At 70.0% G+C, this 17,003-nt stretch carries 14 protein-coding genes; all 14 read right to left on the bottom strand.

Going from position 1 to position 17,003, the window contains the following annotated elements:
• Positions 1-252 precede the first annotated feature (252 nt).
• Positions 253-1,110, bottom strand: a complete 858-nt coding sequence (locus D7V88_RS13335; RefSeq protein WP_120541017.1) for an FHA domain-containing protein — start codon at positions 1,108-1,110, stop codon at positions 253-255.
• Positions 1,111-1,173: 63 nt separating this feature from the next.
• Positions 1,174-3,333: a hypothetical protein gene (locus tag D7V88_RS13330; RefSeq protein WP_120541016.1), complete on the bottom strand. Its 2,160-nt coding sequence runs from the start codon at positions 3,331-3,333 to the stop codon at positions 1,174-1,176.
• Positions 3,330-4,865 carry a YncE family protein gene (locus tag D7V88_RS13325; RefSeq protein WP_120541015.1) on the bottom strand — a complete coding sequence of 512 codons (1,536 nt, stop codon included), beginning with the start codon at positions 4,863-4,865 and terminating at the stop codon, positions 3,330-3,332. Before D7V88_RS13325 ends, D7V88_RS13330 begins: the two co-directional genes overlap by 4 nt.
• Before the next feature lie 169 nt (positions 4,866-5,034).
• On the bottom strand, positions 5,035-7,143 hold the full coding sequence (glyS, locus tag D7V88_RS13320; RefSeq protein ID WP_120541014.1) for a glycine--tRNA ligase subunit beta: 2,109 nt from the start codon (positions 7,141-7,143) through the stop codon (positions 5,035-5,037).
• The gene (gene glyQ / locus D7V88_RS13315; RefSeq protein ID WP_120541013.1) at positions 7,133-8,125 is read right to left on the bottom strand and encodes a glycine--tRNA ligase subunit alpha; all 993 of its coding nucleotides are present in this window, start codon (positions 8,123-8,125) and stop codon (positions 7,133-7,135) included. Before glyQ ends, glyS begins: the two co-directional genes overlap by 11 nt.
• An 84-nt stretch (positions 8,126-8,209) precedes the next feature.
• Complete coding sequence (locus D7V88_RS13310) at positions 8,210-10,447, bottom strand: serine/threonine-protein kinase (protein WP_120541012.1); 2,238 nt, start codon at positions 10,445-10,447, stop codon at positions 8,210-8,212.
• Positions 10,448-10,551: 104 nt separating this feature from the next.
• Positions 10,552-11,340, bottom strand: coding sequence for a nucleotidyltransferase domain-containing protein (locus tag D7V88_RS13305; RefSeq protein WP_208726268.1), 789 nt, complete (start codon positions 11,338-11,340; stop codon positions 10,552-10,554).
• Positions 11,337-12,629: a DNA polymerase beta superfamily protein gene (locus D7V88_RS13300; RefSeq protein ID WP_120541011.1), complete on the bottom strand. Its 1,293-nt coding sequence runs from the start codon at positions 12,627-12,629 to the stop codon at positions 11,337-11,339. The genes D7V88_RS13305 and D7V88_RS13300 overlap by 4 nt, the downstream gene beginning before the upstream one ends.
• A 78-nt stretch (positions 12,630-12,707) precedes the next feature.
• Complete coding sequence (locus D7V88_RS13295) at positions 12,708-13,733, bottom strand: carbohydrate kinase family protein (RefSeq protein WP_120541010.1); 1,026 nt, start codon at positions 13,731-13,733, stop codon at positions 12,708-12,710.
• 35 nt (positions 13,734-13,768) lie between these two features.
• Positions 13,769-14,503, bottom strand: coding sequence for a DNA repair protein RecO (gene recO, locus D7V88_RS13290; protein WP_120541009.1), 735 nt, complete (start codon positions 14,501-14,503; stop codon positions 13,769-13,771).
• Between the two features lie 9 nt (positions 14,504-14,512).
• Positions 14,513-14,899, bottom strand: coding sequence for a helix-turn-helix domain-containing protein (locus tag D7V88_RS13285; protein WP_120541008.1), 387 nt, complete (start codon positions 14,897-14,899; stop codon positions 14,513-14,515).
• A gap of 18 nt (positions 14,900-14,917) precedes the next feature.
• Positions 14,918-15,676 carry a social motility TPR repeat lipoprotein Tgl gene (gene tgl / locus D7V88_RS13280; protein WP_120541007.1) on the bottom strand — a complete coding sequence of 253 codons (759 nt, stop codon included), beginning with the start codon at positions 15,674-15,676 and terminating at the stop codon, positions 14,918-14,920.
• Positions 15,677-15,699: 23 nt separating this feature from the next.
• On the bottom strand, positions 15,700-16,164 hold the full coding sequence (locus D7V88_RS13275) for a social motility and stimulation tgl protein (RefSeq protein ID WP_120541006.1): 465 nt from the start codon (positions 16,162-16,164) through the stop codon (positions 15,700-15,702).
• A gap of 30 nt (positions 16,165-16,194) precedes the next feature.
• Positions 16,195-16,878, bottom strand: coding sequence for a hypothetical protein (locus tag D7V88_RS13270; protein ID WP_120541005.1), 684 nt, complete (start codon positions 16,876-16,878; stop codon positions 16,195-16,197).
• Positions 16,879-17,003 lie beyond the last annotated feature (125 nt).

The raw sequence follows: 17,003 nt of genomic DNA, 5'->3' as shown, positions 1-17,003 counted from the left end.
ATAGGCTCCGGTCTCGTGGGCTCGGAGATGTGTTTAAGAGACAGTAGGTCACGATGTCGGGGATGAGCCGGCGCAGCACGTCGGTCACCACGGCGAGCACCAGGGCCACTCCCAGAATCGTCCACAGCACGGATTGAGCAGGTGTCATTCGGCACCTGTCCCCAAGGCGGGCAGGCGACCCCCATCAAACCAGGGAGGCCCCAAGCCCGTCAAATGCTGAACACGACCCTCGAACCGGGGGGCACTGCGTCATCAGTGGATGACGAGGCGGATCTTCTCGCTGCAGATGAAGTACTCGTCCCCGTCCTCGACCTTGCGGCGCTTGATGCGCTGCTTGTTGAACCAGGTCCCGTTCGAGGAGCCGAGGTCCTCGATGTAGAACTCGCCGCCGTCGCGGGCGATGACGGCGTGCTCGCGCGACACCTTGCCGGAGTTGATGACGAAGTCGCAGTGCTTGCCGCGGCCGATGACGTAGCGGTCCTTGATGATCTTCTCCTGCTCACCGGATTCGGTGACCAGGTAGAGCGACAGGCCCTCCTCCTCGTCGGCCTCCTCCGCGGGCTCGTCATCGACCTCCTCGGGGGGCTCATCCTCCAGCTCGTCCTCGAGCGGCGGATCCTCCTGCTCGGGCAGGGGCTCCTCCTCGTCCTCGATCATGTCGTCGGCGGACGGAGGGGGCGGCTCGTTCTTGCCCTTGATGAGCCGCTCCAGCTCTGCGGCTGTCTCCAGGACGCGCTCGGCCACCTCGCGGCGCACCGGATCATTGTCCAGGCCGTTGGAGGACGGACGCTCCTCCACGTTGCGCGGGGAGGCCCGGGCGGGTTCGGCGCGCGCGGGCGCGAGCACCGGCGGCGCGCCCTTGGACGCGGCGGCCGCGGGCGGCGGGGAGGCTGGACGGGGGGCCGGCGTGGCGGCAGGCACCGCCGCCACGGAGGGCTCGGCCTTCACCTTCACGTCGATGAAGCCGTTGAGGCGCGCGAACATGAAGAGCGCCTGGTTGATCAGCGCGTCGCGATCCGACCCCATCTGCTGGGCCATCTCTTCGTACGTCTCCCACAGGTGCTCGGCGATGCCGACCTTGCGTGCGGGACGGGAGTTCTGATCGATCATCGGTCTTGGCTCGGGAAATGCTGAACGTAGGGAACGATAGCAGAGCCGTTCGGGCCCGCCCAGTTACTGGAAGGCCCGGAGGTACTGGAGGTTGTCCGCGTTGTCGCTGATCTGCTCCAGGGCCACCTGGAGCACGCCGTCCGCTGAAGGATACGCGATGTAGGCCAGACTGGAGCCAGCCACGTCCGTGGCCACCACGGAGCCAGGCAGGGTGTAGGCCCCCAGGTTGGTCAGCGAGCTGCCAGACCCGGTGTCCACGCCGAAGATGAAGCGCCGGAAACGCGGCAGCAGCGTCACCACGTAGCGGTCGCCGACGCCGAGCCGATCAGCCCCTCCAAACGTCGCCGTCAGGGTGAGCGACAGCGGCGCGGGCACGAAGGTCGTGGGCGACTTGGGCGGGTCCAGGCCCAGGTCGAAGCCATCAGCGTGGTAGTAATAATCCAGGAAGCTGGACACCGTGTAGGGCTCGTTGACGTTCAAGCGCTGCACGTAGGAGTCGCTGGTCTCCAGGCCCGAATAGAGGATGAAGGGCTTCACGGTCGGGCCAGCGCGCACGGAGAAGAACGGATACGCGGCGCACGTCTCCAGGGCAATGAGGGTGTCCGCGTCTGCCAGGTCTGGGAAGAGCTGGGTGCGACCATCCCCCAGGTCCTCCAGGCGAAGCACCTTGACGGGCTTCTCGCAGGCTCCCACGTTGTTCGCCAGCACGAGCAAGTCGCCCGGAACCACGCTGCGGGCCGCGACCAGCGACGTCTCCACCAGGAAGGGCGGATCCTCCACGTTCAGGTCGCGCGCCAGGTTGACGAGGCCCGGCAGGATGCCCTGGAAGACGAAGCGGTAGGTCCCGGAGGGCAGCGTCCCGTTACACAGGAAGGCGTCCGCATTGGCCACGTCCGCGCGCTGGGGACACCCCGGCTGATTGACCACGATGCTCCGGATCTGGTCCGGTCGGGAGAGCTCCGAGCCGTCGCGCAGGTCCACCGTCACCGTGGCAGGCAGTGCGCCCGTGGTGGGATCCCGGTCCAGGTTGAACGCGCGGCGCTCGTCGGCGCGGAACAGGGTGATCTGGTTGTTGGACGACGGCACGATGCCCAGCAGCGGGATGGGGGACGTGTACGCGATGCTGTCCGATAGCAACTCGCGCACCTCCAGGCCCGCGCGCAGGGTGAGTCCGGTGGGCAAGCCTCCGGACGGACGCAGCGTCAGCATGGGCGCTCCGGTGACGTCGCGCGCGAGCACCGGCGTCGCGGACGGCACCAGGGGGTCCGGCCCGTTGTCGAGCGCGATGACGCCCTCGCACTCCGCGGTGACGCACGTGAGTTCGTCGAGCACCACGTACACATACCGGCCCTGGGCCACGCGGGTGGCCGTCGGCCCGTAGGCCGGATGCGTGGCGACGAGCCGCGCCGGGATGTCCACCAGGTCCGTGTACGTCGGCACCGTGTACGGCACCGGGCGCGGACGCTTGTAGGCGACCTCCACCGAAGCGCCGTCCGCGACAGCGCGCACGAGCCGGCTGGTGCCCGTCACGTTGCGGATGGCGATGACCAGCGAGTCCGTCACGCCCGGGCGCGCGGGCAGCGTGATCATGGACAGCACCGTGTCCGCCGGTTGCAGGCAGAAGACGGGCAGCGCGGCCGGCAGGGCCCCAGCGTCGAAGGCGTCCGGGGCCGGCAGGTCCTGGCGCATCACCACCCCGCCCCCGAAGGGACCGCAGAGCGCTTCGGCGGCCTCCGGGCGGGTCTGGAGCGCGTAGTACAGGACACTCGGCGCGCCCTCGGCCACCGGGGCGTGCGCGGCGAAGGCGGTGATGAGCTGGCCGGTGGACAGCCGCGTCACCTCGTTGAGGCGCGCGCGGTCGGCGGCCACCACGGAGATGCTCCGTCCGCCGGAGCTGCGGGCGTAGATGTACGGGCCGGACACGTCGTTGCCCTCGGCGTCGTAGCCCACGTCGCGGGTGAGCGAGTCGGGCCGCGCGACGACGGGGATGGCCAGGGGCTCCAGCGGGTTGGGCGCGGGGATGTATTCGCGGGGCGAGCGCGTGAGGTCCAACACGCGCAGCTCGTCCCGGTCCTGGGAGGTGACGAAGACGAGCTGGTTGGAGAGCACCACGTCGTACGTGCCCGACAGGCCCGCGGCGCCCGCCGTGGAGGTGGTGTCGGAGCAGGCGACCGTGAGACTCGCGGCGCTCAGCAACAGGGCAGCAGGGATGCCGCGCTTCAAGATGGGTTCTCCTGGCACACGCTGGTGCCCTGGTTCGGATCCCGCTGCTGCTGCGTGCCGAGTCGTGCCACCAGCCGCGCGTCCTGCGGACGGGTGAGGTCGGGGATGTCCACGATGGCCACCTGCCCGTCTCCGAAGTTGGTCACGAACAGCCGCGCCGCGTTCACGCCGGCCGGGTTGTCCACCGTCAGCGCGAAGGCCTGCGACGGGTTGCTGGTCTGGTTCTGCGAATTGACGAGCGGTACCTGGACGACGACCTGTCCGAGCGCCTCGTCGTAGAGGGACACCGCGCTGTCGCCGGTGCTCGTCACCGCGAGGATGTTGGTGTCGGTGCTGGTCGGCGCGCCCTGCCGGCTGATGATCTGCATGTCGCTGACGCCGTCGGGCATGGGCACCGCGGAGATGACCCGGAACGACGGGTCCGTGGACTGCTCGCCCGGCGGTGCGTCGTATTCGAAGTCGAGCGTGAGCAGCGTGTCCGGGCCTCGCGCCAGCACGTACAGCCGCTCGCGCACGAAGTGGGGACGGACCGCGAGCTCCGCCGCCGTCACCGGGCGGGGCACCACCCGGATCGCGCGCGCCTCGCGGATGCGGTAGACCAGGGACAGGAGGGGCTCCAGGATGCGCGTGGGCACGTTCTTGTCCACCAGCCGCAGGACGAAGTTCGCGCCCACCGTGCCGCTGTCGCCGGCCACGAAGTTGCGGCCCGACACGAAGAGGTAGCCCGTCCCCACCGTCGTCGAATCCGAGCCGCCGTAGATGTAGCCCTCTGGCGACAGCGGGATGAAGCCCAGCGTGTCGCGCGTGGGGTTCTCCGCCTTCAGGGTGACCAGGTAGTTCTCGAAGTTGGTGCTGGAGTTCGCGGGCGAATCCGCCGCCTCCGAGTGCGTCACGTACAGCGTGCCGTTCGCGTCATCCACCGTTACGCCAATGGGCGACGGCGCGCGGGGCAGGCCCGGACGTCCCGACTCCTGGAGCGACGCCGGGATGTCGTCCGTGAGCGACAGCGCCCCCGTCTGGCAGTCCACGCCGCCCTGCACGCAGTTGAGCACCGGCGCGCCGTCCGCCGACAGGCTGACGTCCACCGCGAACAGGTTGTTGCCCTCCGCGCGCGAAGGCACGAACAGGCGCGGCAGTCCGCTGGCCGGGTTGACCCACATCCCCATGTCGCCCGCGAAGCTGCGGATCTGCACGAGCGAGTCCGCCGACGCGGACAGCGACTCGAAGAGAAGCGGGCTTGCCGCCACGGCGGTCCCCAGCCGGGGCACCGGGACGGACTGGCCATCCGCCTGCGTGCTCAGCGCGTCCAGGTTGAGCGCCACCACGGAACCGGAGTCGTAGCAGTTGTCGAAGTTCGCGTTCGCGACGAAGAGGTAGCCGTTGCTCGCCGAGGGACCGCCAGCCGCGGGTGGGCGCCAGAACGCCACCCCGCTGGGGTACACGAAGCGGGTGGACGGGGGCGGGTTCGGTTCAGATTCGATCGAACACGCCGCGAGGAGCAACAGCGCGGGGGTCAGGAAAGGGAGGCGCATCAGAGGGGGGCGGAGTGTAGGAACGGGGCCCTGCCCCGGGCAACTGAATAGGGCTGTCGCTATTCCCGTTCGCCCTCCCGACGACACCCACCCACGCCGCAGGCCGCAAAGCCCGGAAACGCGTGCCGCTCCCCTGGCGGGGGAACGGGCACGCTCCGGCGGTAAAGCTTCAGGCGGCGGCGACTTCCGCCTGGATCTTGGAGAAGTCAGCCACCTGGTTGAACAGGGCGCCAATCTCCGTGAGGAACCGGATGCGGTTTTCCCGCAGGTCCTTGTCCTCGGCCATCACCATCACCTTGTCGAAGAAGGTGTCCACCGCGGGCTTCAGGCCGGTGATTTCGCGCAGGGCACCGGCGAAGTCGTCCGCGCGCACATGCACGCCCACCTTGTCACGCGCCTGCGTGAAGGCGGTGTGGAGGTTCTTCTCCGGCTCGTCGGTGAAGCGCTGCGGGTTGGTCTGCCCGCCCGCCACGTCCTTGCCCTGCTTCTCCACGATGTTGACCACGCGCTTGAAGGCGGCCGCCAGCGGCTGGAAGTCCGCGTGGCCCACCAGCAGGCTCAGGGCCTCCAGGCGCTTCTTCGCCGCCACGAGGTCGTCGAAGCCCACGGCCAGCACCGCCTCCACCACGTCCGTGCGGTGCTCTTCTCCCCACAGCGCCTTGAGGCGGCCGCGGAAGAACTCCAGCACCTGTTCGCGCGGCGCGGCCTCGCCCGGCTTGCGCTTCACGTTGGCCAGCTTCGGCGCGAGCAGGCCCAGGGCCTCATCCACCGCGGCCGACAGGCTGAAGCGGTAGCCCCGCCCCAGCACGATGCGGATGATGGCCAGGCACGCCCGGCGCAGCGCGAACGGATCCGCCGCGCCCGACGGGGCCTTGCCGATGGCGAAGATGCCGCACAGCGAATCCAGCCGGTCCGCGAGGCCGATGAGCGCGCCCGCGTCCTGGGTGGGCAGCGCGTCCTCGGCGCCCCGGGGCAGATAGTGTTCGGAGATGGCCAGGGCCACCGCGTCCGGCTCGCCGCCGGCCTTCGCGTACTCGCGGCCCATCACGCCCTGGAGCTCCGGGAACTCGCCCACCATGCCGGTGACGAGGTCCGCCTTGGACAGCGTGGCGGCGCGCTCCACCGTGGCCGCCTCCCCTGCCCTGCCCGTGGCCTGCGCGAGCCAGCCCGCCAGCGAGCGGAAGCGTTCGACCTTCTCCAGGTACGTGCCCAACTGGTTCTGCCACACCACGCGGCCCAGCTTCTCCACGCGGTCGCCCAGCGGCGTCTTGCGGTCCTCGTCGAAGAAGAAGCGCCCGTCCGCGAGCCGCGCGCGCAGCACGCGCTCGTAGCCGCGCAGCGACAACTGCTCGTCGCGCACCGGCGTGTTGGACACGGCGATGAAGCGCGGCAGGAGCTTGCCCTGAGCGTCCACCAGCGAGAAGTAGCGCTGGTGGCTCTTCATCTCCTGCACCAGCACCTCCGGCGGCAGGTCCAGGTGGCGCTCATCGAAGCGGCCCACCACGGGGCTCGGCAGCTCCACCAGGTTCGTCACCTGGTCCACCAGGCCCTCGTCCTCCAGGAGCTGGCCCCCCGCCGCCTTCGCCGCGGCGGTCACCTTCTGCACGAGCGACGCGCGGCGCTTGCCGATGTCCGCCAGCACGTGCGCCTTCTCCAGCGTCGCCTCGTAGTCCGCGGGCGCCTTCAGCGTGATGGGGCCGGGCGAAAGGAAGCGGTGTCCGTAGGTGGTCCGCCCGCTCTTCACGTCGCCGAACACCACCGGCAGCTCCGTGTCGCCCAGGAGCGCCACCAGCCACTGCACCGGGCGCGCGAAGGACATGTCCACGTCGCCCCAGCGCATGGACTTCTTGAAGTTGATGCCGTGCACCGCGGTGTGCAGCGCGTCCTGGAGGATGGCGTCCGCCGGACGGCCCTTCTCCTCCACGCGCGCGGACACGTATTCGCCCTTGGGCGTCGTCGTGCGGCCCAGCGCGTCCACCGACAGCTTGAGGCTCTCCGCGAACTTCTCCGCGGCCTTGGTCGCCTTGCCCTGCGCGTCGAAGGCGGCCTTGGCGCTGGGCCCCAGCACCTCCTTCGTCACGTCCTCGCCCGCGTCCGCCACGTCGCGCACCCACACCGCGAGCCGGCGCGGCGTGCCGAAGGTGCGCACCTCGCCGTGCTTCAGGCGGGCGTCGGCCATGCGTTCGATGAGCACGCGCTTCAAGTCGTCCAGCGCGGGCACGATGAACGACGCCGGGATCTCCTCGGCGCCGATTTCCAGGAGCAGATCACGCGCCACGGGACACCTCCGACTTCTCCTTCTTCTCCACGGGCTTGTTGAGCGTCACCGTCTTCCAGTAGTCGCTGGCGGGCTTGCCCTCCAGCACCGGCGGCTGCTCCCCCACCGTCCACGGCGTCTTCGTCAGCGGGAAGCCCAGCCGCTCGCGCATCTGGAGATATCCCTCCGCGCACAGGCGGGCGTTGTCGCGCACGCGCTTGATGAAGTTGGCGCGCTCCGTGACGGAGATGGCGCCGCGCGCGTCCAGCAGGTTGAAGGCGTGGCTGCACTTGAGCGCGTAGTCGTACGCGGGCAGCGGCAGGCGGCGCTCAATGAGGCGCTTGCACTCCTTCTCGTACGCGTCGAACAGCGAGAAGAGCATCTGCGGATCCGACTCGTGGAGGGCGTACTTGCTCATCTCCACTTCGTTCGCGTGGAACACCTCGCGGTACTTCACGCCCTTGACCCACTCGATGTCGAAGACGTTCTCCACGTTCTGCAGGTACATGGCCAGGCGCTCCAGCCCGTACGTCAGCTCCGCGGCCACGGGGCGACAGTCGAAGCCACCGCACTGCTGGAAGTAGGTGAACTGGGTGACTTCCATGCCGTCACACCACACCTCCCAGCCCAGGCCCCAGGCGCCCAGCGTGGGCGATTCCCAGTCGTCCTCGACGAAGCGGATGTCGTGCTCCAGCGGATCCATGCCGATCTTCCGCAGGGACTCCAGGTACAGCTCCTGGACGTTCTTGGGCGCCGGCTTGAGGATGACCTGGAACTGGTGGTGTTGGAACAGGCGGTTCGGGTTCTCACCGAAGCGGCCGTCGGCGGGGCGACGCGAAGGCTGCACGTAGGCGACGTTCCACGGCTCGGGCCCGAGCGCGTGCAGGAACGTGTACGGGGCCATCGTGCCCGCGCCGACCTCGAGGTCGTACGACTGGGTGACGATGCATCCCTGGTCGGCCCAGTGCTTCTGGAGCGTGAGGATGAGGTCCTGGAAGTACATGGATGGCGAGTCCTTCTCGCAGTGCGTCGAAGGCGAAACGCGGCGGACCCTAGTGAGGGGGTCCAGGAGCGTCAAGGACGGCCGTCACTCCGTGTAGGGCGGGAGGTCGGCCAGTCGAATCTGCAACCGGGTCACCTCGCCCGGACGGATGGGAACGGACAACAGTTTGCTCGTCCCTCCCGGGTCCTGGGGATCCACCACACGCAGGCGGTAGGTGCCCACGGGGGTCGCCAGCTTGATCAGCGGAGAGGTGCCCAGTTGCGTCGAGCCGTCGAACACGGCCGCGTTCTTCGGCACCGTGTAGAGCGTCAGCCAGCCCAGGCCGGCCTTCTTGGCGCCCTTGGCGGTGCTCGTGTCGAGCACCTCCGCGACCTCCGGCGTCTGCGTGACGGTGGTGACGGGCTCCGGCGCGCGCTGCGAGGGCTCCAGCGCGGGCTTCGAGGCCGGGGCCTCCGTCTTCGCCGCGACAGTCTTCTCCGCCGGAGCGGTCCCCTTCGGCTTGCGTCCGCCCTTGGCGACGGGCGCCTTGGGCTCTTCGGGAGGCGGGGCCTCCACGACCGGTTCGGGAGGAGGTGCTTCGACTTCGGGCGCCTTCTCGGGCTCGGTCTTCTGCACGAAACCCGGCGGAGGCCCGGAGGGCTTCGGAGGCCAGGTCCCATCCTTCGCGGGGTCCACGTTCGGGGCTGGATCCAGCTCCGCCTTCACCCACAGCCGGGCGGACTCGTACGCCGGCATGAACAGCCGTCGCACCGGTTCGAGCGTCGCCAGATAGCCCATGCCGCCCAGGACGAGGAGCAGCACCACCTTGCCCAGCCAGCCGGAACGCTCACGAGCGGGGGGCGTCTCCGCCGGCTCCTCCGCCGAACGGGAGGACCGCGCGGGCCCCGCACCGGAGCGCGCCGGACGCGTACGGAAGCGCTGGGTCTGGAGGTCGCTGGGCGGATCCAGCAGCGCGTCGTCGGGAGGCGTGGCCCGGGCCTCGGAAGCCTCCGGGCGGGCGACGGGACGGGGCCGGTTCGCCCGGGCGGCGTCGGCGGGAGGACGGATCGGGCGAGCGGACGCGGCGGCGTCTGAGGGCCGCTGCGCTCGCGGCGTCATCGGAGGTGTGTCGCTGCGCGGGGCCGCGGGCGCGGTGGCGGGACGCGGGGTCGCACCCGCACGCGGCGGGGTCGTCGGCTCGGCGCTCGTACGCCGGACGGGCGTGGGGCGGAACGACGGCGCGGCGTTCTCAGTCGAGGCCCCCGCGTGCGGCGATTGCGCCCGCGCGGTGGCCGTGTCGCCGCCCTCCTCCACCTGCAGCGCTCCGGCGGCCTCGCTGACGCGGGCGTCCTCGGCGCGGCTGGCCAGCTCCAGGAGGGTGCGCGTCTTCTGGCGCTTCTCCTCGAAGAGCTCGCCCATGACGGCGGTCATCTGGTCTTCGTCGTACAGCTCGCCGCCCAGCGAGGCTTCGATGGCGCGCGCCATCTCGCGGCAGGTGCCGAAGCGCTGCGCGGCATCCCGCGACAGGGACTTGAGCACCACGGTTTCCAGGGCCTCGGGGATCGCCGCGTTGAGCGAGCGCGGCACGGGAATCTCCCCGTCCACGATCTGCATCATCACGGCGGCCTCGCCCGGCGCGTTGAACAGGCGCTGCCCGACCATCAGCTCGTGCAGCATCACGCCCGTGGAGAACTGGTCGCTGCGGCCGTCCAACCCCTTGTCGCGCACCTGCTCCGGGGACATGTAGCCACTGGTCCCCTTCACGGTGCCCACCTGCGTGCGGCCCAGCTTGCCGCGCGCCTTGGCGATGCCGAAGTCGATCACCTTCACGACGCCGTCGTAGGTGATCATCACGTTCTTCGGAGACACGTCCCGGTGCACCACCGCCACCGGACGGCCCGACGGATCCATGAAGTGGTGGGCGTAGTGCAGGCCCAGGCAGGTGTCGCGCACCACGCGAGCGCTGAAGCCCAGCGGCAGCGCGTAGTCGCGCTTGGCCGCCATCTTCACCACCTGCTCCAGGTTCTGGCCGGGCAGGAACTCCATGGCGAGGTACAGCTCGCCGTCCTCCTCCCCCAGGTCGAACACCTGTCCGATGTTCGCGTGCGAGAAGGCAGCGGTGATGCGCGCCTCGTCGAGGAACATCTTGACGAACTGGTCGTCCTTCTTGATGTCGGGGAGGATCTGCTTCACCGCGACGAACTTGCGGAAGCCACCGGGGCCGGAGGTGAACGCGAGGAACAGCTCCGCCATGCCTCCCATCGAGAGGCGGGTGAGGATCTCGTATTTTCCGATGCGCCGCCCCCGGTCGGGATCGTCTCCGGCGCCACCCTGCATGCTCATGGCCCGGTGGATGTTACCTGTCGGACCTTCCCAGGTCGATGATCGTCTTTACCGGCGGGCGGCCCTCCCCATGACGGGCCGCCCCGGAGGGCAAGGAAAGCGGGTTAGACGCCGAACCGCCGTCTCCGAACATCAAGCATCCACCCTTCGAGCGCGGCCACCGCCGCGGTCGGAGGCTCCAGGGGAAGCTGGGAGTCCGCATCCGCCGCATCGAGCACCCCGAAGGCCCGCGCCACCTCCCCCTGCCATCGCACGCTGAGAGCCTCGGGCAGCTCACTGCGCTCGCCCCGGAGCTTTTGTTCCACCAGCGCATGGGCATCGCCGAAGCCGTACGGCTCCAGCAGGACGGTGACGTCCGTCTCCACCTCGCCCGTGCGCAGCGCATGCGTCCCGGTGAGCGTGGTCCGCAGCACGTACAGCAGCTTCTTCGCGGAGCGGAAGCCACTCTTCTCCCACTCGCGGAGCTGGCCCTGCGCGAAGCCCCGGTAGTGCCGGTGGATGCGGCGCGACAGCACGGACCGCACGTGGGGACGCAGGACCTCCAGTTCCGGGAGGGCGCGCACGGGGATGGCCCCCAGCACCCGCTCGATGTAGTTGCCGTTGCCCTGGAGGATGCCGAGCAGCACGGGCTGCAGCTCGTTGGACGAGTAGTCCACCTCCACGCCCTCCAGCACCTCCAGCCGTTCGGCGTTCACGTGGCGGGTCTGGAGGCCCAGGAGCGCGCTGGTGGACGCGATGTGGATGGACTTGAGATCCAGGTCGCTGTCCGGCGAGGGAAAGCCGTACGCATGCGCGCCGGAGAGCGAGACAACCAGGTGCTCGCGCCTTTGCGACTCCTCGTCCAGCACCCGGTCCGCCATCCGCTGCTGATGCTCCGTCATTGAGCCCTTCATTCCGTCCCTCCTTCCAGCGCCGGGGCCTCCGGCGTGTCACGCCCCAACGGCCCGGGCGTCTTCAGCACCCAGCGCCGGGCCACCTCGTCCCCCACCCGCCGCAACAGCCGATCCGCGCGAGCGTAGTCCGGATGCTCCGGCAGCCGGCTCTCGCGGTGCGCGACCTCCAGCGCGGGCGCCATCGCCTCCGCGTCGCGCAGGACCTCTTCCAACGGAACCTGCCCGCCCTTGATGTCGAGCAGCCGCGCCTTCAACGCTCCGGTCGCTTCGAAGGTGGGAGTTCCGTCGCGCAGCCACCCCGTCGCCAGCGCCACCAGACGCAGCAGGTTGTAGGCATTCTTCGGCCGCAGCTCCCGAGCGGACGGAGGGCGCTGGCCGCCACCACGTGCGTACGCCGTCAGCGCCGCGAAGTCGTTGGCCGCGAGCAGGCCCTGGTCCCAGAGCGAGCGGTAGAGCTGCTTGACGTACGTCTTCGCGGCGAGCACCCCATCCTCGGGCGTGGGCGCGCTCCGGGGCGACACGGCGGCCAGCCTCCGGGCCACCTCGTCCAGGTCTGGCGTGGGGTCCTCGCACAGCCACGCGAGGAGCAGGTCGCGGTGCTCGGCCAGCCGCTGGCTGCGCGTGAGCTTGTCGAGCTGGCTCATGGCATAGCGCCCGAAGCTGCCGAAGATGGCCTTGGAGACGAACGCCTCGCGCGCTTCGAGCATCCACTCGCCCAGCTCATCCGACGCCGTCGCGCCAGGGACGAACAACGTTTCGAGCGTGTTCGGATCCGCGCGCAGGGCCTGCTCCACCGTCTTGCGCACCTCCCAGTACGTGGTGCTGCCATCCGCGCTCACCAGGTCCTGCGGCGCCTGCCCCAGCCCCAGCGTCCACGACAGGGGCAGCGAGAACACGCCGCGCACGTCCACGTCGGAGCGTTCGTCCGCGAGCCCCCAGGCGTGGCTGCCCACGCGTGTCTCCAGCACCACGCACGGCCGCAGCGCGCCCCAGGCCGCCTCGCGCCGCTGGGCGAACTGGACCTGTCCCACGCGCCGGGGCACCAGTTCTTCGCGCGCGAACCACACCTCGCCCACGCCGACGATCTGCACATCGAAGCCACCGTCATGCGCGCGCACGACGCGGCCCACCACGCCCTGCGGGATGCGGCGCCCGGCGGAGGCCACGCGCTCCACGCGCGTCGTCACCTCGGTGCCGTGCGGCAGCGGCACGGACAGCCGGTCGATCTGCTCCAGGCCCCGAACCCTCGCGGAGGTGGGGGGCGTCGCATCAGGTCTCGGGTCGCTCATCGGTCCCTCCCGGGCGGGATGGTGGGCCACGTTGGACACAGTGAAACACGGGAGCCTGACCCGGCACGGCGTCCAGGTTCAACGCGCGGCGCGCTGGACCGCGTCCGGGCCCTGGGAGCGCGTGGGCAGCAGGCCTTCTACTTCGGACGCCAGGGGAAGGGCCGCCACCGCGCCCAGCTTCGTCACCACCCGCGCGCCCACGTCGGCCGCGAACGTCATCAGCGCGACCAGCTCCTCCCGCGTCGCGTCCGCGAGCGAGCGCGCATCGCCGTACCAGCGCACCAGCCCATGCAGCAGCGCCGACACGAAGCCATCCCCCGCGCCCGTCGTGTCCACCACCGTCACCCGGGGGGCGGGGACGTGGACCACCTCGCCCCGCCAGAGGAACACCGCGCCCTGCTCGCCCAGCGTCACCACCGGCAGCCGCACGCCCAACCCGTCCAGGTGCCGCAGGGCCTCCTCGGGCGTGCGCGCACCGGTCGCGAAGGCCACCTCCTCCTCCGACAGCTTCACCACCGTGCACAGGGGCAGCATGCGTCCCAGGAGGACCCGCAGCTCCTCGGGCTCCGGCCACACGTGGAGCCTCAGGTTCGGATCACAACTGACAATCATCCCGGCCTCGCGCGCCAGGGTGAGCATGCGCACCACGGCCTCGCGCGCCGCAGGCAGCACCAGGGAGTTGGAGCCGGAGTGCAGCACCTTCGCGCGCCGCACGAAGTCGCCGTCCACGTCCGAGTCATCCAGCAGGAACTCCGCCGAACGCGTGCGGAAGAACGTGAAGCTGCGCTCGCCCCGCGCATCCAGCGACACGAACAGCAGCCCCGTGCGCGCGTGGTCCACCTGACGCAGGCGGCTGACGTCCACGCCCTCCGCGGCCAGCCGATCGCGCAGGAAGTGACCGAACTCATCCGAGCCCACCACGCCCACCATCGCCGAGCGCAGTCCCAGGCGCGAAACTCCCACGGAGACGTTCGCCGGCGAGCCGCCCGTCGAAGGCCGCCATGCGTCCACGTCCCGCACGCGTGAAGCCCCACCCGACGCGGGAAGGAAGTCCACCAGCGTCTCGCCGACACACACCACGTCCAGCGGCCCGGTCTCGTGCATGACGCTCCCCGCCCGCGCACGCGCGGGATCCCGCTTCAGTCCAGGCCCACCTGGGCCATGAAGTCCACGCTCTTGAGCCGCCGGCCCAGATGGTGCGCGATGAAGACGTTGAGCAGCCCGCGCGCCCGCGCCCGCAAGTCAGGGGGCAGCGGCGTGCGCCCACCCTCCTGCAGCGAGCGGAGCCCGGTCAGCAACGCCACCGGCACCGCGACCGAATCGCGAGCCCGTCCGCCGCACGGCTCGCACACCGCGCCGCCGTGGCCCTGGTCGAACCGGGGCCGCTCGCCAGGAGCGCCCCCGCACAGCGCACAGGAGTCGAAGCGGGGCATCAGTCCAGCCTGCGCCAGCGCCGCCAGCTCGAAGGCCAGGAGCGACGTGGGCCCCGCCTCCTTCGCGTCCAGGCGGTGGAGGTAGGCCTCCATCAGCAGGAAGAGTTCCGGGTGCGGTTCGTGCTCACGCGTGAGCTCGCGGCACAGCTCCACCGCGTACAGCGCCCGGGCGATGAGCGACAGGTCCTCGCGCGCCGCGTAGAACCCCGACACGATGTCCGCGGAGTCCAGCCGTACCGTGCTGCCGCGCGTCTCCACCAGTTGGACGCGCAGCCGCATGAACGGCTCCAGCGCTCCGGCGAAACGGCGCTTGCTCTTGCGCGCTCCCGCGGCGAACGCGGTCAGCTTGCCGTGCTCGCGCGTCAGCAGCGTCACCATCCGGTCGGACTCGCCATAGTCGACCGTGGACAGCACGAACGCGTCGTCGGCGTACCGCTCCATGATCTCCCTTCAACGCGCCAGGGGCGAAGGAAGCTTCCCGGTCAGCATCAGGAACAGGACCGCACCCAGCAGCAGCACCGCCAGCACCGCGGCCAGGATGACGTACGCCCGCTTGCGCCGCTCCTTCTCCAACTGCACGGGAGACGGCGCGGGCACCGCCCGGTCCACCTCCTCGTAGCGAAGCGCCGCTTCCTCGGGCGACAACCCGATGACCTGGGCGTACGCGCGGATGTAGTTCAGGACGAACACACGCTCGGGCAGACGCTCCACCTGCCCCGCCTCCAACGCCGCGACGAGGCTGGGGGGGATCTTCGTTTCCCGAGAGACGTCCTCGCGCGACAGCCCGCGGAGCTCGCGTTGCTGACTGAGGTATTTGCCGAAGTCGACGTGGTCCACGGTCCCCAGGGCCCCCGGCTAGAGGTGTTCCAGCAATGAGCGGCAGTCGTCCTTGAGCACCTGCTCGGTGGCCTGCGCCTTGGCCTCACAGCCCGCGAGCGCCGCCTTCGCCGCATCCACGTTCCCGAGCTTCGCCTGGCACACGCCTTCCCGGTGGTAGGCCTCCGCCGTGTCCGGGCACTTCTCGCGGTAGTGGCCGAACTGCATGCAGGCCTCCGCCGTCTTGCCCGTCTCGTCGTAGATGATGCCCAGGTTCCGGAAGCCCATGCAGAACTCCGGATTGGTCGTCACGGACGCCTTGATGTTCTGCAAGGCGTTCGCGGTGTCGCCCTTCTTGTATTGCGCCCAGCCCAGGTTGCCCTGCGCGGAGAAGCCGAAGCGGTACTGCATGTCGTTGAGCGCCGCCTCGTACAGCTTGATGGCGTCGTCGTAGCGGCCCTGGTCCAGGCGCAGGTTGCCCAGGTTGTTGCGCACGTCGGAGAACGTCGGACGCAGCTCCAGCGCCTTCTCGTAGTGGGCCGCGGCCTCATCGAGCCGCCGGAAGGACAGGTGCAAGAGGATGCCCATCGCGTTGTGGGCCTCCGGGTTGCTCGGGTTGATCTCCAGCGCCTTCTGGTACTCCTGGAGCGCGTCCTGCACGTGGCCGTGCTGCTGGGCCTGCACGCCCAGGTCGTAGTGGATCTCCGAACTCTCGCGCTCCTTCTCCGTGGGGACGTGCGCACACCCCGCGGACGCGAGCACGAGCGCGAGGCAACAGGCGGAAGGGATGCGGAACATGGGAGCCAATCCGGGAGGGAGGTTCAGAACGCGGCCAGGAAGCGGCCCAGGGTGGTGGCGACGTTGCGCTTCTCTTCGGCGCGGGCCTTCACGGCGGGCACGAGCGTGGGCTCCTTGAAGAAGACGGGGAGCGTCTTGAGCCACTCATCCTGCTGCGCGGGCGCGACCGCGCGCCAGTTCGCGTTGTCCATCATGAAGCCCAGCGACTCCACGAACCCGAGCGCGTCGTCCTCGTCCTCCCGCAGCTCGTCCGAGGACTGGACGCGCCGCCCGGACACGTACACCGCGCAGTCACCGGCCTCCACCAGGTACAGGTACACGAAGACACCCGCGCCCTGCCCTCCGCGAAGTCCCACCACGAAGGCCTGCGCCGGCCCGGCCTGCTTGCCGGGGATGGCCACGTGCGGCGCGTTGAGGGACAGGTGCAGCGCGAGCACCTGGTCTCGGCTGGCGGGGAGTCCCCGGTAACGCTCGTCGATGGTGAACACCGTCGTCTCCCTTCCCCGCGCCGTCCCGTGTCAGCGGGTGGTGAGGGTGAACTCCTCGGTCGCGTCCTGCGCGTCCGCAGCCGTCTTCTGGAAGCGGATGAGGGGCGTGTCAATCATCACGTTGCCGCCGCCCTCATTGCCTTCCCCGATGATCACCTTGAAGACGTTGCTGGCGGACGTGCTGCGGCGGCTGCCCTGCGCCTTGCGGGCAATCAGCGTCACCGCGTTCGCCCCGGGGCGCAACTCACGGGTGATGTCCTGGGCCACCTGCTCCTCGTTGTTGCGCAAACGACGCACCCAGCGGGAGTTCACGTACACGTCGATGTCGAAGTCCGTCATGCCCGGGGTCGTCTGCTCCGTCACCAGCCAGTAGCGCTGGGTGATGCGCCCCGGCACGGGGGCCGTGGCAGCGGCGGGCACGGGCGCCGTCGCCACCCCGGCATCCAGCGGGCCTGCCGCGGGCGGAGGGGCTGTCGGAGGGGGCTTCGCGGCGGGAGCGGGCGTGGGCGTCACGGTCGTCACGCGGGCGGCATACCCTGGCGCGTCGATGTGGACGTTGCCCTCCGCGTCGATGCGGACGGTGGCCTTCTCGAAACGCTGGCCCTTCACGCCGTCGATGTTGACGCCATTGAGGAAGACAGAGCCGGCCAGGGCCCACATGGGGACCAGCGTGGCCGCGACAGTGAGCGCGATGCGGACGGACGGACGAGACATGGGGGGCATCCCTCCAGGGAATCCTCAACAGTCCCGGGTGCTTGCAAACGACTTAGCGCACCCCGGGGAGCGGGACAAGGCGAGTGTGGCAAGGCTTTGAACCCGCCACGGCCCCGAACATTCAC

It is taken from the genome of Corallococcus terminator (genome assembly GCF_003611635.1).
Classification (GTDB): Bacteria; Myxococcota; Myxococcia; order Myxococcales; family Myxococcaceae; genus Corallococcus; species Corallococcus terminator.
The sequence above is the reverse complement of the archived record's forward strand: the minus strand, read 5'-3'. Positions and strand labels throughout refer to the sequence as shown.

What these genes read in the sequence shown, in the direction of transcription:
- D7V88_RS13335 (WP_120541017.1), bottom strand. Translation starts at nt 1,110, where the DNA reads ATGATCGATCAGAACTCCCGTCCCGCACGCAAGGTCGGCATCGCCGAG.
- D7V88_RS13325 (WP_120541015.1), bottom strand. Translation starts at nt 4,865, where the DNA reads ATGCGCCTCCCTTTCCTGACCCCCGCGCTGTTGCTCCTCGCGGCGTGT.
- glyQ (WP_120541013.1), bottom strand. Translation starts at nt 8,125, where the DNA reads ATGTACTTCCAGGACCTCATCCTCACGCTCCAGAAGCACTGGGCCGAC.
- D7V88_RS13310 (WP_120541012.1), bottom strand. Translation starts at nt 10,447, where the DNA reads ATGAGCATGCAGGGTGGCGCCGGAGACGATCCCGACCGGGGGCGGCGC.
- D7V88_RS13305 (WP_208726268.1), bottom strand. Translation starts at nt 11,340, where the DNA reads ATGAAGGGCTCAATGACGGAGCATCAGCAGCGGATGGCGGACCGGGTG.
- D7V88_RS13300 (WP_120541011.1), bottom strand. Translation starts at nt 12,629, where the DNA reads ATGAGCGACCCGAGACCTGATGCGACGCCCCCCACCTCCGCGAGGGTT.
- D7V88_RS13295 (WP_120541010.1), bottom strand. Translation starts at nt 13,733, where the DNA reads ATGCACGAGACCGGGCCGCTGGACGTGGTGTGTGTCGGCGAGACGCTG.
- recO (WP_120541009.1), bottom strand. Translation starts at nt 14,503, where the DNA reads ATGGAGCGGTACGCCGACGACGCGTTCGTGCTGTCCACGGTCGACTAT.
- tgl (WP_120541007.1), bottom strand. Translation starts at nt 15,676, where the DNA reads ATGTTCCGCATCCCTTCCGCCTGTTGCCTCGCGCTCGTGCTCGCGTCC.
- D7V88_RS13270 (WP_120541005.1), bottom strand. Translation starts at nt 16,878, where the DNA reads ATGTCTCGTCCGTCCGTCCGCATCGCGCTCACTGTCGCGGCCACGCTG.